This is a genomic window from Pseudomonas sp. MNR3A, from assembly GCF_009650575.1.
Taxonomy (GTDB): Bacteria; Pseudomonadota; Gammaproteobacteria; order Pseudomonadales; family Pseudomonadaceae; genus Aquipseudomonas; species Aquipseudomonas machongensis.
The window spans coordinates 197,293-211,788 of record NZ_VZZS01000009.1 but is presented as its reverse complement, the minus strand read 5'-3'; the positions used below and the strand labels follow the sequence as shown (position 1 = coordinate 211,788).

General features: G+C 63.5%; 15 protein-coding genes. 10 read left to right on the top strand and 5 right to left on the bottom strand.

Annotated features, from left to right (window positions below; genetic code table 11):
* Positions 1-20 precede the first annotated feature (20 nt).
* The 3 genes from argJ to F6X62_RS08100 all read left to right on the top strand — a co-directional run bounded on the left by argJ (position 21) and on the right by F6X62_RS08100 (position 2,918).
* Positions 21-1,238: a bifunctional glutamate N-acetyltransferase/amino-acid acetyltransferase ArgJ gene (gene argJ, locus F6X62_RS08110; protein WP_054894017.1), complete on the top strand. Its 1,218-nt coding sequence runs from the start codon at positions 21-23 to the stop codon at positions 1,236-1,238.
* A gap of 106 nt (positions 1,239-1,344) precedes the next feature.
* Entirely contained in the window at positions 1,345-1,977 is a 633-nt protein-coding gene (locus tag F6X62_RS08105) for a glutathione S-transferase family protein (RefSeq protein WP_153773184.1), read from the top strand.
* Positions 1,974-2,918 (top strand): Nudix family hydrolase, encoded by a 945-nt coding sequence (locus F6X62_RS08100; RefSeq protein ID WP_153773183.1) that lies wholly within the window; start codon positions 1,974-1,976, stop codon positions 2,916-2,918. Before F6X62_RS08105 ends, F6X62_RS08100 begins: the two co-directional genes overlap by 4 nt.
* 35 nt (positions 2,919-2,953) lie before the next feature.
* Here F6X62_RS08100 and F6X62_RS08095 read toward each other — a convergent pair whose 3' ends face one another.
* Genes F6X62_RS08095 through F6X62_RS08085 form a run of 3 tightly spaced genes read right to left on the bottom strand, consistent with a single transcriptional unit; the run spans position 2,954 to position 6,506 of the window.
* Entirely contained in the window at positions 2,954-3,520 is a 567-nt protein-coding gene (locus tag F6X62_RS08095; RefSeq protein ID WP_054894020.1) for a cob(I)yrinic acid a,c-diamide adenosyltransferase, read from the bottom strand.
* Between the two features lies 1 nt (position 3,521).
* A complete protein-coding gene (locus tag F6X62_RS08090; RefSeq protein ID WP_153773182.1) occupies positions 3,522-5,552 on the bottom strand; it encodes an ATP-binding protein in 2,031 nt (676 codons plus the stop codon).
* A gap of 36 nt (positions 5,553-5,588) precedes the next feature.
* Positions 5,589-6,506, bottom strand: a complete 918-nt coding sequence (locus F6X62_RS08085) for a putative 2-dehydropantoate 2-reductase (protein ID WP_153773181.1) — start codon at positions 6,504-6,506, stop codon at positions 5,589-5,591.
* Positions 6,507-6,607: 101 nt separating this feature from the next.
* Here F6X62_RS08085 and F6X62_RS08080 point away from each other — a divergent pair, with 101 nt between their 5' ends.
* From F6X62_RS08080 to F6X62_RS08070, 3 genes are all read left to right on the top strand, one after another.
* Positions 6,608-7,093, top strand: coding sequence for a YajQ family cyclic di-GMP-binding protein (locus tag F6X62_RS08080; protein WP_054894023.1), 486 nt, complete (start codon positions 6,608-6,610; stop codon positions 7,091-7,093).
* Positions 7,094-7,206: 113 nt separating this feature from the next.
* The gene (locus F6X62_RS08075) at positions 7,207-8,049 is read left to right on the top strand and encodes a mechanosensitive ion channel family protein (protein WP_054894024.1); all 843 of its coding nucleotides are present in this window, start codon (positions 7,207-7,209) and stop codon (positions 8,047-8,049) included.
* Positions 8,050-8,174: 125 nt separating this feature from the next.
* Entirely contained in the window at positions 8,175-9,419 is a 1,245-nt protein-coding gene (locus F6X62_RS08070) for an MFS transporter (RefSeq protein WP_063546000.1), read from the top strand.
* 58 nt (positions 9,420-9,477) lie between these two features.
* Here F6X62_RS08070 and F6X62_RS08065 read toward each other — a convergent pair whose 3' ends face one another.
* Together F6X62_RS08065 and F6X62_RS08060 are read right to left on the bottom strand one after the other, a co-directional pair.
* On the bottom strand, positions 9,478-11,025 hold the full coding sequence (locus tag F6X62_RS08065; RefSeq protein ID WP_054893837.1) for an AmpG family muropeptide MFS transporter: 1,548 nt from the start codon (positions 11,023-11,025) through the stop codon (positions 9,478-9,480).
* 43 nt (positions 11,026-11,068) lie between these two features.
* Positions 11,069-11,422 (bottom strand): MGMT family protein, encoded by a 354-nt coding sequence (locus F6X62_RS08060; RefSeq protein ID WP_153773180.1) that lies wholly within the window; start codon positions 11,420-11,422, stop codon positions 11,069-11,071.
* Between the two features lie 153 nt (positions 11,423-11,575).
* Between F6X62_RS08060 and F6X62_RS08055 the strand changes: the two genes are divergently transcribed.
* The 4 genes from F6X62_RS08055 (at position 11,576) to F6X62_RS08040 (ending at position 14,492) form a co-directional block, all read left to right on the top strand.
* Positions 11,576-12,583, top strand: coding sequence for a DUF481 domain-containing protein (locus F6X62_RS08055; protein ID WP_065864193.1), 1,008 nt, complete (start codon positions 11,576-11,578; stop codon positions 12,581-12,583).
* A 96-nt stretch (positions 12,584-12,679) separates the two neighbouring features.
* Positions 12,680-13,411, top strand: coding sequence for a HugZ family protein (locus F6X62_RS08050; RefSeq protein WP_153773179.1), 732 nt, complete (start codon positions 12,680-12,682; stop codon positions 13,409-13,411).
* Between the two features lie 65 nt (positions 13,412-13,476).
* A complete protein-coding gene (locus F6X62_RS08045; protein WP_153773178.1) occupies positions 13,477-13,938 on the top strand; it encodes an FxsA family protein in 462 nt (153 codons plus the stop codon).
* A 260-nt stretch (positions 13,939-14,198) separates the two neighbouring features.
* Positions 14,199-14,492, top strand: a complete 294-nt coding sequence (locus F6X62_RS08040; protein ID WP_029614823.1) for a co-chaperone GroES — start codon at positions 14,199-14,201, stop codon at positions 14,490-14,492.
* The last annotated feature ends 4 nt before the right edge of the window (positions 14,493-14,496 follow it).

Sequence of the window (14,496 nt, the reverse complement as noted above, 5' to 3'; positions counted from 1 at the left end):
CATTTTCTAGGAGCGCTCCAATGGCTGTCGGTCTCGGTCCCCTGCCTACCCTGCACCCGGTTCCCGGTTTCGAACTCGGCATCGCTTCGGCGGGCATCAAGCGCCCTGGGCGCAAGGACGTGGTGGTGATGCGCTGCGCCGAAGGCTCCAGCGTTGCCGGTGTGTTCACCCTCAACGCCTTCTGCGCCGCTCCCGTGATCCTCTCCAAGCAGCGCGTGCAGGGCACCGTGCGCTACCTGCTGACCAACACCGGTAACGCCAACGCCGGTACCGGCGCGCCGGGCCTGGCCGCCGCCGAGCGCACCTGCGCCAAGCTGGCCGAGCTGACCGGCGTGCCTGCCGAGTCCGTGCTGCCATTCTCCACCGGGGTGATCGGCGAGCCGCTGCCGGTCGAGAAGATCGAAGGCGCGCTGCAGGCTGCGCTGGACAACCTTTCGGAAAACAACTGGGCCGAAGCCGCTACTGGCATCATGACCACCGACACCCTGCCCAAGGGTGCCAGCCGTCAGTTCCAGCACGACGGCGTCACCGTCACGGTCACCGGGATCAGCAAAGGTGCAGGCATGATCCGCCCGAACATGGCCACCATGCTCGGCTACATCGCCACCGACGCCAAGGTCGCCCCGGCTGTGCTCAAGGACCTGATGCTCGACGGTGCCAACAAGTCGTTCAACCGCATCACCATCGATGGCGACACCTCGACCAACGATTGCTGCATGCTGATCGCCACCGGCAAGGCCAACTTGCCGGAGGTGACCGAGGCGAGTGGCGCGCTGTTCGAAGCGCTGAAGAAGGCCGTGTTCGACGTGTGCATGGAAGTGGCGCAGGCCATCGTCCGTGATGGCGAAGGTGCGACCAAGTTCGTGACCGTGCAGGTCAATGGCGGGGGGAATCATCAGGAGTGCCTGGATGTCGGCTATGCCGTCGCTCATTCGCCGCTGATCAAGACTGCACTGTTCGCCTCCGACCCCAACTGGGGCCGCATTCTGGCTGCCGTCGGCCGTGCAGGCGTGCCGGAACTGGACGTCAGCCTGATCGATGTGTACCTGGACAGCGTGTGCATCGCCAGCAAGGGCGGTCGCAGCCCGAGCTACACCGAAGAGCAAGGTTCGGCGGTGATGGCCCAGGAAGAGATCACCATTCGTATCGAACTGGGTCGCGGCCAGTGCAGCGAAACCATCTGGACTACTGATCTGTCCCACGAGTACGTGAAGATCAACGCCGAATACCGTACCTGATCCACCCAAGGCCGCTGCCACAGGCTCGAAGGGGACCTGTGTAGCGGCCTTGTGTCGCGATGGGCTGCGCAGCAGCCCTGAATCCAAAGAGCAATGGAGCCGAACCATGAGCTATCACCTGATCATCGGCGACAAGCTGTATTCTTCCTGGTCGCTGCGCGGCGCCCTGGCCCTGGAGCTGGCTGGCGTCGGTTATGACGAGACACTGATCAAACTCAACCAGCCTGATACCCGCAAGCGCATTCTCGAATTCTCGGCCACCGGCAAGGTGCCGTTGCTCAAGACCGAGCACGGCGTGATCGCCGACTCCCTGGCCATCGCCGAATACCTCAACGAACAGCACCCCGAGGCGCAGCTCTGGCCGGTTGATGTCGCTGCGCGTGCCCAGGCGCGCTCGGCGTGTGCGCAGATGCACAGTGGTTTCTTCGCCTTGCGCGGTGCGATGCCGTTCGATCTTTCGCGCGATCAGGCGTTGGATAGCGTGCCGCTCGAAGTGCAGGTCGATATCGACCGCATCGTCGCCTTGTGGGGCGAGTGCCGCCTGATGGTCAAGGACGGCGGCCCGTTCCTGTTCGGACGGCCTACGCTGGCCGATGCTTTCTTCGCCCCGGTGGCGGTACGTTTGCGTACCTACCGTGTGCAAGTGCCCGCGCAGGCTGCGGCGTACATCGAAACGATCTACAACTGGCAGGCCTTCCAGGCCTGGCAGAAGGCGGGCTTGATGGAGTGTAACGGGTGAAACGGATCCATGTAGTTGCAGCCGTCATTCGCGGTGTCGACGGGCGCATCCTCATCGCGCGCCGCGCCGATACTCAGCACCAGGGCGGCCTGTGGGAATTTCCCGGCGGCAAGGTGGAAGAGGGCGAGGGCGTCGAGGCCGCACTGGCCCGTGAGCTCCACGAGGAGCTGGGTATCGTCGTCAGCGCCTCTCGGCCGCTGATCAAGGTCAGCCATGACTACTCGGACAAGCAGGTGCTGCTGGACGTGCGCGAGGTGTCGGCTTTCACCGGCGAGCCCCATGGCGCCGAGGGCCAGCCATTGGCGTGGGTTGCTCCGCGAGACCTGGACCAGTATGCATTTCCCGAGGCCAATAAACCGATCGTGGCGGCCACGCGCCTGCCGGACCAGTACCTGATCACCCCGGATGGGCTCGATACCCCGGCGTTGCTGCGCGGTATCCAGAAGGCAGTGGCCTCTGGCATCAGGTTGATCCAGTTGCGCGCGCCAGACATGTACGACCCCAAGTACCGCGATGTGGCGGTCGATGCGGTGGGGCTCTGTGCAGGCAAGGCCCTGCTGATGCTCAAGGGGCCACTGGAGTGGCTGGGTGATTTCCCATCCGCAGGTTGGCACCTGACGGCGGCGCAATTGCGCAAGTACGCTGCCAAGGGGCGACCGTTCCCGCAGAATCGCTGGCTGGCGGCGTCCTGCCATAGCGCCGAGGAGCTGGAACTGGCACGGCAGATGGGGGTGGACTTTGTCACCTTGTCGCCAGTACAGCCTACCCAGACCCACCCCGAGGCCACGCCGATTGGTTGGGAGGAGGCACAGCGCTTGATTGCAGGCTTCAACCAGCCAGTGTTCCTGCTGGGCGGGGTCGGGCCGGGTGAGCGTGAGCGGGCCCGGGAGGCGGGGGCTCAAGGTGTTGCCGGGATTCGGGCGTTCTGGCCTCAAGCCTGAGTCGTATCCGGGGCCGCTTTGCGGCCCCGATGGTCTCAGCCTTGCGGCTTCTCGGCAGGCTGCCACAGCACCTCGGCCACCCCCTGGCGTCGGCCGATGATCCGTGCTGCGACAAACAGCAGGTCCGACAACCGGTTGATATAGGCCAACCCCACCCCCTCAAGCGGCTCGACGGCATTCAACTGCTGGCAGCGCCGCTCCGCCGCCCGTGCCTGGGCGCGACACACGTGGGCCTGGGCCACCAGCGCCGAGCCGCTGGGCAGAATGAAGTTCTTCAATGGCCCCAGCTCCTCGTTCCACCTATCGATGACCGCTTCCAGGCGCTGCACTTCGGCCTGGTCCAGCGCCTGGTAACTGGGCATCGCCAGCTCGCCGCCGAGGTCGAACAGGCGATGCTGACAAGGCGCCAACACCTCGCTCAGCTCATCCAGGCCTTGTTCGGCCAGCCCGGCGAGCAGCACACCCAGCTGGCTGTTGAGCATGTCCACCTCGCCGATGGCCTCGATGCGCGGATGGTCCTTGGGGACGCGGCGACCGTCGCCAAGGCCGGTCTCGCCCTTGTCGCCGGTGCGGGTGTAGATCTTCGACAGGCGATAGCCCATGTCATGCCTCCGTCTTGGCCGGGGGCATGGCCCCCAGCTGGCTCAAGGGCAGGCGCAGGGTGAAGCAGGTGCCTTGGCCTGGGGTGGAGTGCACCTCCATCTGCCCTTTGTGGTTGTTGGTGATGATGAAGTACGAGACCGAAAGGCCCAGGCCGGTGCCCTGGCCGATCTCCTTGGTGGTGAAGAACGGCTCGAAGGTGCGCTTGCGCACCGACTCGGGCATGCCGATGCCGTTATCTTCCACCTGGATTTCGGCCCATGGCGGGTTGAGGCGGGTGCGCAGGGTGATGCGCCCGGGTTCGCTGGGCGCCGGGCGCTGATGGATGGCCTGAGCGGCGTTCTTCAGCAGGTTGAGCAGCACTTGTTCCAGTTCGTTGGCGGTGCAGGGCACGGGGCCGAGCTCGGGGTCGAACTGACGGACGATGGCCTGGCCCTTGAAGTCGAAGCCCTCCGTCAGGTCGAAGTCGTTGCCGGCGATCTCCACCGCCTGGTCGATCAAGGCGGGCAGGTTGCAAGGCGCCAGTTGGCGGTTGCTGCGGCGGCTGAAGCTGAGCATGTGGGTGACGATCTTCGCGGCCCGCGCGCCGGCCTGCTGGATGCCGTCGAGCAATTGCGGCACCTCGCGGCCGTTCAGGTAGCGGTTGATGCTGGCCAGGTCGATGCCCAGCTCGTCGGCCTGCTCCTGATTGCGCGGCAGTTCCGGCGACAGGCGTCGACGAATGTTCTGCACGTTGTGCAGGATTGCGCCCAGCGGGTTGTTGATCTCGTGGGCCATGCCTGCGGCCAGGCCGCCGACCGAGAGCATCTTTTCCGATTGCACCATCATTTCTTCCAGCGACAGGCGCTGGGTGATGTCGTCGATGCGGATCACCACCCCACGCCCGCCGCCGCCGGTCAGCGGATAGAACGTGAGCGCGTAGTGGCGTGGCTCGTCGTCCTTGGGCCAGGTCACCCGCTCGACCTTCGCTACCCGGTGTTTTTCCACCGTCTCCTTGAGCTGTGGCAGGAATGGTTTGAGTGGCTCGAAAGCGATGAAGATCGGCTGGTTCAGCGCCTCGTCCAACGGCGTCCCGGAAAGCGCAGTGGCTTCCTGGTTCCATTGCGTGACGTAGAGCTGCTCGTCGAGGGCGATCAGTGCCGAAGGCATGGAGTCGATGATGCTGTTCAGATAGTTCTGGAAGCCTGTCAGCTTTTTCTCGATCTTGCTGCGCACCTGAACTTCCAGTTCCAGCTTGCGGTTGGTGTGGCGGGTTTCCTCGGCCAGGCCCTGGGCCTGGTCGAAAGCCGACTGGAATTCGTCGCGGGCACGCTTGAGCTGGTCTTCGCGCGCTTCGATACGCGACAGCATGGTGTTGAACGCTTCGGCAAGGCTGCCGATTTCGTCGTCGTTGCCCCGTTGCGCACGCAGGGCGTAGCTCTCCTCTCGAGTCACCTGGCGCGAGAGCTCCTCAAGGCTGTTGATCGGCTGGGTGATCAGGCGCTTGATCTGCCGGGCGATGATTAGCCACAGCAGAATGCTGAACACCAGGATCGCCAGGCTGGCAGACAGGGTGCCGGTATAGAACGCAACCGGCAATTCGCTGCTGGCCACCAGCAGCAGGTGCGCGGGCGGGCTGCCTGGACGGGGCAGGGCGATCAGCTGGGTGCTGCGAAACTCGGTGAGGCGCCAGCCGTCGATGTTGCGGTAGCGCTTGGGCATGCTCAGTGGCTGGCCATGTTGCAGTTGGGCCAGCAGGCGCCCGTCGCTGGCATACACGGCGGCGGCGCGCAGCGGTGAATAGCTGTCGAGCTCCTTGAGCAAGGCGCTGGCGGCTTCTGGACTGTCGCTGGCGCGCGCGGAAAGCTGTGGGTTGGCGACCAACCGGCCGATGGTCTGTAGCGCCTGGGGAGCCATGCTTTCCTGGGTGATCCAGTAGGCGGCGCTGATGAAGGCCAGGTTGGCCACCAGCAGGATGGTGACCAGCAGCACCAGCAGGGCGGCCAGCAGTTTTTGCCCGACCGGGAGGTTTTCCAGGCGTTGGCGCAGGGTCATGGGCGAGGTGATGTCCGTGTCGGTGGGTGGGCAGCGTCAGTCGCTGGGCAGGTTGCGTGCCTGCAGGTTATCGACCAGGCGTTGGCGCAGGTGTTCCAGGCCGGGTGTCGCTTGGCCATGCCGGGCGGCAACGTTGCAGGCATGACCAAGCAGGTAGTGCAGCTCGGTACGTCGGCCTGCGCGCACGTCCTGGTACATCGAAGAGTAGTTGGCCGCGGTCGCCACGATCACCCGCTGGACGTCTTCGGCCAGGTTTTCCGCCGCTTGCGCTTGCCCGGCACTGCGCAGGAGGGTGCTCAGTTCCACGCACAGTTCGTCGACTTCAGGCAGGTGACCAAGCAGCCCGCCATTCTGGCAGTCGTAAAGCACCGTCAGCGGGTTGATCGCGCAATTAAGTGCAAGCTTGCGCCACAGGCGGGTGAGTATGTCCAGCGACCACTCGGCCGGGATGCCGGCCTCGCTCAGATCGCCGAACCATTCGGGGACGCCAGGGTTGCCCGGATCGCCCAGCCAGTTGAAGCCCTGGCCAGCGAACCGCACCTGCCAGTCGCGCTCGCGGAACGCACCTTCGGTGCTGGAGGCGAAGATACAGCGGGCGTGGGGAGCCTGCTCGGCCACTTCATCCTGGCTGCCGAGGCCGTTCTGCAGCAGGACCAGCTCAGCACCTTCGGCCAGCCGCGGCGCCAGGCGCGCGATGGCAGGCGCGGCGTCGTAGGCCTTGCACGCCAGCAGCAGGCGGTGGATAGGGCCTTCGCCCTCGCAGGTCTGTGCCGGAATGGCGAATTGTGTTGTCTGGTGCTGTTCGATCAGGGTCAGGCCGCCTTCGGCTTCATAAGCTGCCAGGCGCTGTTCGTCGCGCAGCACCAGGCGCACGGCCTTGCCCGCCCGTGCCAGGCGGCAGGCCCAGAGGCTGCCGAGGCTTCCGGCGCCGAGAATATGCCAGGTGCTGCTCATCTGCGTTTCGCAACCCGTTATAATGAGCCCGCATTTTAACCATCAAACCCGACGCGCTCCATCTTCAAGCCGAGCGCGCTTTTATTTTATGGAGAACAACCATGCCTTCGTTCGACGTGGTATCGGAACTGGACAAGCACGAAGTGCAGAACGCGGTCGAAAACGCCATCAAGGAGCTCGATCGCCGCTACGACCTCAAGGGCAAGGGCAGCTTCGAGTTCAAGGACAAGGAGCAGACCGTGATGCTCACTGCCGAAGCCGAATTCCAGCTCGAGGCGATGATCGAAATCCTGCGCCTGGCGCTGGTCAAGCGCAAGATCGACGTCAAGTGCCTGGAAACCAAGGATCCCTATGCTTCCGGCAAGGAAATGAAACAGGAAGCCAAGTTCCGCGAGGGCATCGACAAGGAGCTGGCGAAGAAGATCGTCGCCCATATCAAGGATGCCAAGCTCAAGGTCCAGGCCGCCATCCAGGGCGAGCAGGTACGGGTCACCGGCAAGAAGCGCGACGACCTGCAGGAAGCCATCGCTGCCCTGCGCGCCAAGGAATTCGACATGCCGCTGCAGTTCAACAACTTCCGCGACTGATTCTGCGGGGCAGGAACCTTGATGGCACACCAATGTCCATCGCTTCCTGCGACCGCTGAATGTCCGGCGGTCTGCTTTACTGTGCACGTGTCGTTCGACATCAGGAGATGAACATGGATTTGAACGCTGAAGTCGATCAACTGGTACGCCAGTCCGAGACTTGGATTCCCTTGATCATGGCGTATGGTAGTCGTTTGTTGCTGGCGCTGCTGACCCTGGCGATCGGCTGGTGGATCACCAACAAGATCAGTGATCGATTGGCCAGGCTCGTCGGCCTGCGGGTAGCTGACCCGGCGTTGCAGGGTTTCATCCGCACGCTGTCCAACATCGTGCTCAAGGTGATGCTGGCGATCAGCGTGGCGTCGATGATCGGCATCGAAACCACCTCGTTCGTCGCTGCCATGGGTGGTGCCGTGCTGGCCATCGGCCTGGCCTTGCAGGGCAGCCTGGCAAACTTTGCCGGTGGCGTGCTGATCCTGCTGTTCCGCCCGTTCCGCATCGGTGACTGGATCGAGGCCCAGGGTGTGAGCGGGACCGTCGACAGCATCCAGATCTTCCACACCGTGCTGCGTAGCGGTGATAACAAGACGGTCATTCTGCCTAACGGCACCTTGTCCAACGGCATCATCGTCAACACCAACCGCCAGCCGACGCGCAAGGTCGTGTTCGACGTGGGTGTGGACTACGAGGCCGACCTGCAGAAGGCGCGCAACGTTCTGCTGGAGCTGGCGCAGGACCCTCGGGTGCTGCCCGACCCAGCGCCTCAGGCGGTGGTTGCCACGCTTGGTGACAGTTCGATCACCGTGTCGCTGCGCCTGTGGACCAAGACTGCCGACTACTGGGACGTGATGTTCATGCTCAATGAGCAGGCGCGCGATCGCCTGAAGGCCGAGGGGATCGACATTCCCTTCCCGCAGCGGGTGATTCGCGTGGTGCAGGAGACTGCCGCGCAGTAACCCACGCTGTACAACGGGGCCCCTGTAGGGGCCCTTGTTTTTTGCGCCTTACACTTGTTCACAGCCAAAGCCGGTGATTTCTGGCATATAGCCTGACCCCTTCTGTCTGCACCCGAAACGCCATCATGAAACCATTGTTGTATATCACTCCTCTGCGGGCCCTGTTGTTCGGCCTGACCCTTGCCCTGTTCGAACTGCTGACCTACCTGGCCAGCGATGCCGTCATGCCTGCCATGCCGGTGGTGGTCGACGATCTCAAGGCCAGCCCTGAATTCATTCCCCACGCCCTGAACCTCTACCTGCTTGGCGGCGTAGTACTGCAGTGGCTGATCGGCCCGCTGGCCGACCGCTATGGCCGCCGTCCACTGCTGCTGACCGGCTGCGCCTTCTTTGGTGCGGCATGCCTTGCGACCTTCTGGGTGCACGATATCGGCCTGTTCAATCTGCTGCGCCTGCTGCAGGGCATTGGCCTGGGCTTCGTGGTGACGGTGAGCTATCCGGCGCTCAACGAGGCGTTCAGCGAGGCTGACGCGGTGCGGATGATGGCGCTGCTGGCCAACATTGCGCTGCTCTCGCCGTTGCTCGGGCCGCTGGTGGGGACGTTGATGCTGCAGTGGCTCGACTGGCGCTGGCTGTTCGTCGCCTTCGCGGTGGGCGCGGTGCTGTGCTGGGGGCTGCTGTATCGCCTGATGCCTGAAACGCTCGGGGTCGAGCGCCGTGATGGCTCGCGCCTGGCCTTCACGCCCATCCACCTGTTGCCCTTGCTGGCCGGTTACGCGCAGTTGCTGGGCAACCGTCGTTTTGTGGCTGGCAGCGCGGCATTGGGTTTGGTGGGCTTGCCGCTGATCGGCTGGATCGGCCTGTCGCCGGTCCTGCTGATTCATGACGAGGGGCTGAGCACCCTGGAATACGCGCTGTGGCAGTTACCGGTGTTTGGTGGACTGATCCTCGGCAACCTCATCATCAATCGTATTGCGGATCGTTATCCGCTGCCTGCGCTGGTGCGCGGTGCCCTGTGGCCGTACCTGGCCGGGTTGTGCCTGATGGTGCTGGCGACCTGGTTGTGGCCGACGGTGACCAGTGTGGTCGCTGGCATGTCGCTCTATGCACTGGGGTTGGGTGTGGCCAACGCAGTGCTGTACCGCATGACGCTGTTCTCCAGCGAGCAGAGCAAGGGGCTGGTGTCGGCGATGCTGGGGATGATCACCATCGCCTTGCTGGGGCTGGGGGGCGCGGTGTTGGCGATGCTGGGTGCAGGGGCGAGCTTGTTGCACTTTGCCTTGGGTGCAGGGATTGCCGGGGCGCTGGCGCTGTGGCCGTTGTGGTTCGTGGTGGGCGGTCGGCCTGGGGAAGGGGCTGTCGTTCAGTAGGCTTGAAAACGGCGTCGCCCTTTTCGCGGGCTTGCCCGCGAAAAGGATCAGGTGACTGTCAGGGCTGCTCGGTCACCGAGTTCTCTGCCTGCGCCTGCTTGCCGCGTCCCACTTCCTGGCGCCAGTGCAGCGCGATCAGGATCAGCGTGGGCACGCCCAGCAGGGCGGTGATCATGAAGAAGTTGTGATAGCCGAATTTCTCCACCATCACCCCCGAATAGCCGCCGATCAGCCGCGGCAGCAAGAGCATGATCGAGCTCAGCAGTGCGTACTGGGTGGCCGAGAACTTCAGGTTGGTCAGGCTCGACAGGTAGGCAACGAACGCCGAGGTCGCCATGCCGGAGCTGAAGTTGTCCAGCGAGATGGTCACCACCAGCATTTCCAGGTTCGGCCCCATGTCGGCCAGCATCACGAACAGGATGTTGGTACCTGCCGACGCCACGCCGCCGATGAACAGGATCGGCAGGATGCCGAAGCGCACGATCAGCAGCCCGCCGACACCGGCACCGACCAGGGTCATGATCAGGCCGAAGATCTTGCTGACGCTGGCGATCTGGTCCTTGGTGAAGCCCATGTCGATGTAGAACACGTTGGCCATGACGCCCATCACGGTGTCCGACATCCGGTACGTGGCGATCAGCCCCAGCAACAGCAAGGCCTGCCAGCGGTAGCGGACGATGAAGTCGTTGACCGGCGTGAGTACCGGCGCCAGGCCGCGGCGGCCCATGGAGGACAGGCAGGCCCAGGTCAGGAGTGCATAGAGGATCAGGCGCAGGAAGGCGCGGTCCTCGAGCAGCAGGTCGAGCATGGTCGAGTCGCCGAACACCACGCTGGCCCAGTCGGTGTTGAACATCTGGGTGAAGCTGGCGGGCACCGATACCAGCAGGATGATCAGCACGAACACCGACACCAGCTGATGCATCAACCCGTAGCGCGCCGCCGACAGCTGCGTGCGCAACGGCACGGGAGGTTCACGCATCACCAGTGTGGTGAACAGCGCCGGCAGCATGAGGATGCCGAACAGCACGTAAGTGCCGGTCCAGGCTTTGTGCAGGTAGCTGAAACCGGTGGAGCCGAACCATTCGGCGAAGAACAGCGCGCCAGCGGTGGCCAGTAGTGCCGCGACCCGATAGCCAGCCATGTAGCTGGCGGCTAGGGCAGCCTGGCGCTGGTCATCGGCGATTTCCAGGCGGTAGGCGTCGACCGCGATGTCCTGGGTGGCCGAGGCGAAGGCCACCAGCACCGCCAGGGCGATCAGCCAGGACAGGTGTTTCTGCGGATCGCACAGGCCCATGCCCATGAGCCCTACGACGACCAGCACCTGCGACAGCAGCAGCCACGAGCGACGCCGTCCCATGCCGCCGAGCAGCGGCAGGCGCCATTGGTCGAGCAGCGGCGACCAGACCCATTTGAACGCGTAGGCCAGACCGATCAGGCTGGCATAGCCGATGGTCTCGCGGGCGACACCGGCTTCGCGCAGCCACACCGAAAGCGTTGAAAACACCAGCATGTAGGGCAGGCCGGCGGCGAAACCGAGCAACAACAGCACCAAGGTCGACGGGCTGGCATAGGCAGCGAGCGCAGCGCGCCAGGTTTTACGGGGCATGGGCCAACATCTGCCTCAAGTTTGCGAAAACAAAGCGCGCACTCTAACCGCTGTGCTCCATTGGGCGCCAGCCATGGCGCGACATATCCACTCGATTATTGGTCACATTCACGCCCTCTGCGCGCAGCCTGGCGCGTTGTTCGTCGCCCGACGGCGTACCCAACGCGAGGCTCAGGCGGCCACCGGCCCCGAGCACCCGGTGCCACGGCAGGCGTGTGTCAGACGGCAGTTGCCCGAGGGTGCGCCCGACCCAGCGTGCAGCGCGGCCAAGGCCGGCCAGTTCCGCCAATTGGCCGTAACTGATCACCTTGCCAGCCGGCACTTGGCCGAGGACCGAATACAGTGCCATTCGTCGGGCTTCGGGATCGTCCGGATGCGGAATCGATTGATCAGACATCAGTCAATTCCTGACCTGAAGGTGAAACAAGATGAAAAGTTGACGGAAATGAGAATTGAACTCGTAGGCATAGGCCCGGTCTGTCCTTGCTCTGGTCGTGGGTATCTGGATAATGCCCGACTTTTTTCGTCCAACCGAACGCAAATTCTGCCTATGTCTTCTAGAGCTTTGCTGTGCCTTTTCGCCGCCACCCTCTCTGCGCCCGTGCTGGCCGACACCGTATGGATGAAGAACGGTGACCGCCTGAGCGGCAAGATCAAGGTCTTCGACGGCGGCAAGCTGCTGCTCGAAACACCCTATGGCGGCAGTATCGCCCTGGACTGGAAGCAGGTTCAGACCCTCGAAAGCGACCAGGAACTGTTGGTCAAGCAGGACGCCTACTCCGGCGAGAAGGCCAAGTCGCTCAAGGCCGCCGAAGCCGGCAAGGTGACCCTGGCCAACGGCGATGCGCCCAAGACCGTGGAGCTCGCCAGTATCGAGCAGATCATGAAGCCGCGCCCGCTGGTCGAGGACTTCCTGTGGAAAGGTAATGTCGACCTGGCGCTGGACTACAAGCGTGCCGAAAACGACACCGACGACTACGACGTCAGCTTCAAGACCACCGCGCGCCATGGCCGCTGGCGGCACAACGCCGAAGGCGAGTACAACCGCGAAACCAAGGACGATGTCACCACCACCAACAACTGGAGCGCCGAGTACGCGCTGGACCGTTTCCTCACCGAAAAATGGTTCTGGCAGGGGCGCCTGGAATACAAGCGTGACCAGATCGAGAATCTGGCGCGCCAGCGTACCATCGGTACTGGCCCGGGCTATCAGTTCTGGGACGACGAGCTGGGCGCGTTCTCGCTTGGTTCGCTGATCAACCGCACCGACTACGAATACCGCGATGGCGGCAAGGATAACTTCTATTCGGCAGCGGTGAAGTGGGACTACAACCGCTACCTGATCGGCAAGAAGGTCGAGTTCTTCACCACCGGCGAGCTGGGCAAGCCATTCGGTTCGGTCGCCGATTACTCGCTGGATGCCGAGATGGGCCTGCGCTACAAGGTGACCGAGTGGGCCTCGCTCAACCTCAAGGCCGAGAAGGACCTGATCAAGGGCACCAGCGACAGCGACCTGGACAAGACCCGCTACACCGCAGGTTTCGGTGTGGCCTGGTAAGACCGTTCCCACGGGGCTGTACAGCGCTCCTGTGGCAGGCGGCGGTGATAATGATTATCTTGTCACCCATCCAGCCCGCTGCCCCAGGAGTTCCCCGTGAGTACCAACGCCATCCGCCCCGCCCGGGAACTGCTGCTCGAAGAGTACCGCGGCGTTCTCTCGACCCTGTCCAAGTCCATGCCCGGCTTCCCCTTCGGTTCGGTGGTGCCCTACTGCCTGGACGCCCAAGGGCACCCGCTGATCCTCATCAGCCGTATCGCCCAGCACACCCATAACCTGCAGAAGGATGCCAAGTGCTCGCTGTTGGTGGGCGAGCGTGACGCTGAAGACGTGCAGGCGGTCGGCCGCCTGACAGTGATGGCCGAGGCGCGCAAGCTGGCCGACGAAGCCGCCATCGACGCGGCTGCTGCGCGCTACTACCGGTACTTCCCCGATGCCAGCAACTACCACAAGGCCCACGATTTCGATTTCTGGGTGCTGGAACCTGTGCGGCATCGCTACATCGGCGGTTTCGGCGCAATCCACTGGCTGGACGACGTCACCATGGCCAACCCTTTCGCCGGGGCGGCAGAAGCCAGCATGATCGAGCACATGAACAGCGATCATGCCAACGCCATCGCCCATTACGTCGAGCTCACCGGTCTGCCGCGCAGTGCACCGGCCGAGATGGTCGGCATCGACAGCGAGGGGATGCACCTGCGCATCGGCCAGGCGATTCACTGGCTGGCGTTCCCGAACACTTGCAATACGCCGACACAAGTGCGCGAAGCCTTGGTATTGCTGGCACGCGCCGACCAGTGGCCCACTCCGGCGAAGGCCGAGGGTTGAAATCGCGAGCAGTTGCATCCATCTGAGGTCTTATTGGAAGGTTCTCTTCCGTCGAGGAATCCTTGATGCGTGCTTTTCTACTGCTGTTCCTGATTTTTCCGGTGCTGGAGTTGTTCGTCTTCGTCAAAGTCAGCGCCGCCATTGGTTTCTTCCCGGCGCTGCTGCTGATCATCGCCGGTTCCGCCCTCGGCCTGCTGGTCATGCGCCTGGCCGGTCTGGCGACGGCGCTGCGCGCCCGTGAAAGCCTGCAGCGCGGCGAACTGCCCGCTGAGGACATGTTCCAGGGGCTGATGCTGGCTGTGGGTGGTGGTTTGCTGCTGCTGCCGGGCTTCATCAGCGATGTGCTGGGCCTGCTGTGCCTGCTGCCCTTTACCCGCCATCTGGTTGCGCGCAAGTTGCGTCAACGGGCCGAGGCCCAGGCCACGCGCCAGCGGGCGTTCCAGGATGATCCGTTAAACGGGCAGCCGCGCGATGGCGGTCACCGTCCGAATGTGATCGAGGGCGAATACGAGCGCCGCGATCAGTGATCGACAAATGAACCCAAGGGGGCCGCTATGCGGCCCCTGCTTTTTTCGGCCTTTGCACGCCGATTAAAAAAATTCCATGGCAAGCCTTGTAATCGAATCGAGCGGCCTCATGTATGTGTCACCGCAAGGTTTCTGGTGGCGACACCAGACATGACACGCGGGGTTCGCAGGCCGCGAGCCCCCTCCGGCAACGCCGGATAGCCTCAACCCGCCGGTGTCGACACCGGCCGATGAAAACCACAATTTGGGAGAGATCGACAATGAAGCTTCGTCCTCTGCATGACCGCGTCGTCATCCGTCGCAGCGAAGAAGAATCGAAAACCGCTGGCGGTATCGTCCTGCCGGGTTCGGCCGCTGAAAAACCAAACCGCGGCGAAGTTGTCGCCGTTGGCACCGGTCGCGTCCTGGACAACGGCGAAGTTCGCGCGCTGGCCGTGAAAGTGGGTGACAAAGTGGTTTTCGGCCCTTACTCGGGCAGCAACACCGTGAAAGTCGATGGCGAAGACCTGCTGGTGATGGCCGAGAACGAAATCCTCGCCGTCATCGAAGGCTGATTTC

Bases quoted from the DNA above. Each gene is read 5' to 3' on its own strand.
- F6X62_RS08070 (WP_063546000.1), top strand. From the start codon at position 8,175: ATGAAACCATTGTTGTATATCACTCCTCTGCGGGCCCTGTTGTTCGGC.
- F6X62_RS08055 (WP_065864193.1), top strand. From the start codon at position 11,576: ATGTCTTCTAGAGCTTTGCTGTGCCTTTTCGCCGCCACCCTCTCTGCG.
- F6X62_RS08040 (WP_029614823.1), top strand. From the start codon at position 14,199: ATGAAGCTTCGTCCTCTGCATGACCGCGTCGTCATCCGTCGCAGCGAA.
- argJ (WP_054894017.1), top strand. From the start codon at position 21: ATGGCTGTCGGTCTCGGTCCCCTGCCTACCCTGCACCCGGTTCCCGGT.
- F6X62_RS08105 (WP_153773184.1), top strand. From the start codon at position 1,345: ATGAGCTATCACCTGATCATCGGCGACAAGCTGTATTCTTCCTGGTCG.
- F6X62_RS08065 (WP_054893837.1), bottom strand. From the start codon at position 11,025: ATGCCCCGTAAAACCTGGCGCGCTGCGCTCGCTGCCTATGCCAGCCCG.
- F6X62_RS08060 (WP_153773180.1), bottom strand. From the start codon at position 11,422: ATGTCTGATCAATCGATTCCGCATCCGGACGATCCCGAAGCCCGACGA.
- F6X62_RS08095 (WP_054894020.1), bottom strand. From the start codon at position 3,520: ATGGGCTATCGCCTGTCGAAGATCTACACCCGCACCGGCGACAAGGGC.
- F6X62_RS08090 (WP_153773182.1), bottom strand. From the start codon at position 5,552: ATGACCCTGCGCCAACGCCTGGAAAACCTCCCGGTCGGGCAAAAACTG.
- F6X62_RS08085 (WP_153773181.1), bottom strand. From the start codon at position 6,506: ATGAGCAGCACCTGGCATATTCTCGGCGCCGGAAGCCTCGGCAGCCTC.
- F6X62_RS08075 (WP_054894024.1), top strand. From the start codon at position 7,207: ATGGATTTGAACGCTGAAGTCGATCAACTGGTACGCCAGTCCGAGACT.
- F6X62_RS08080 (WP_054894023.1), top strand. From the start codon at position 6,608: ATGCCTTCGTTCGACGTGGTATCGGAACTGGACAAGCACGAAGTGCAG.
- F6X62_RS08045 (WP_153773178.1), top strand. From the start codon at position 13,477: ATGCGTGCTTTTCTACTGCTGTTCCTGATTTTTCCGGTGCTGGAGTTG.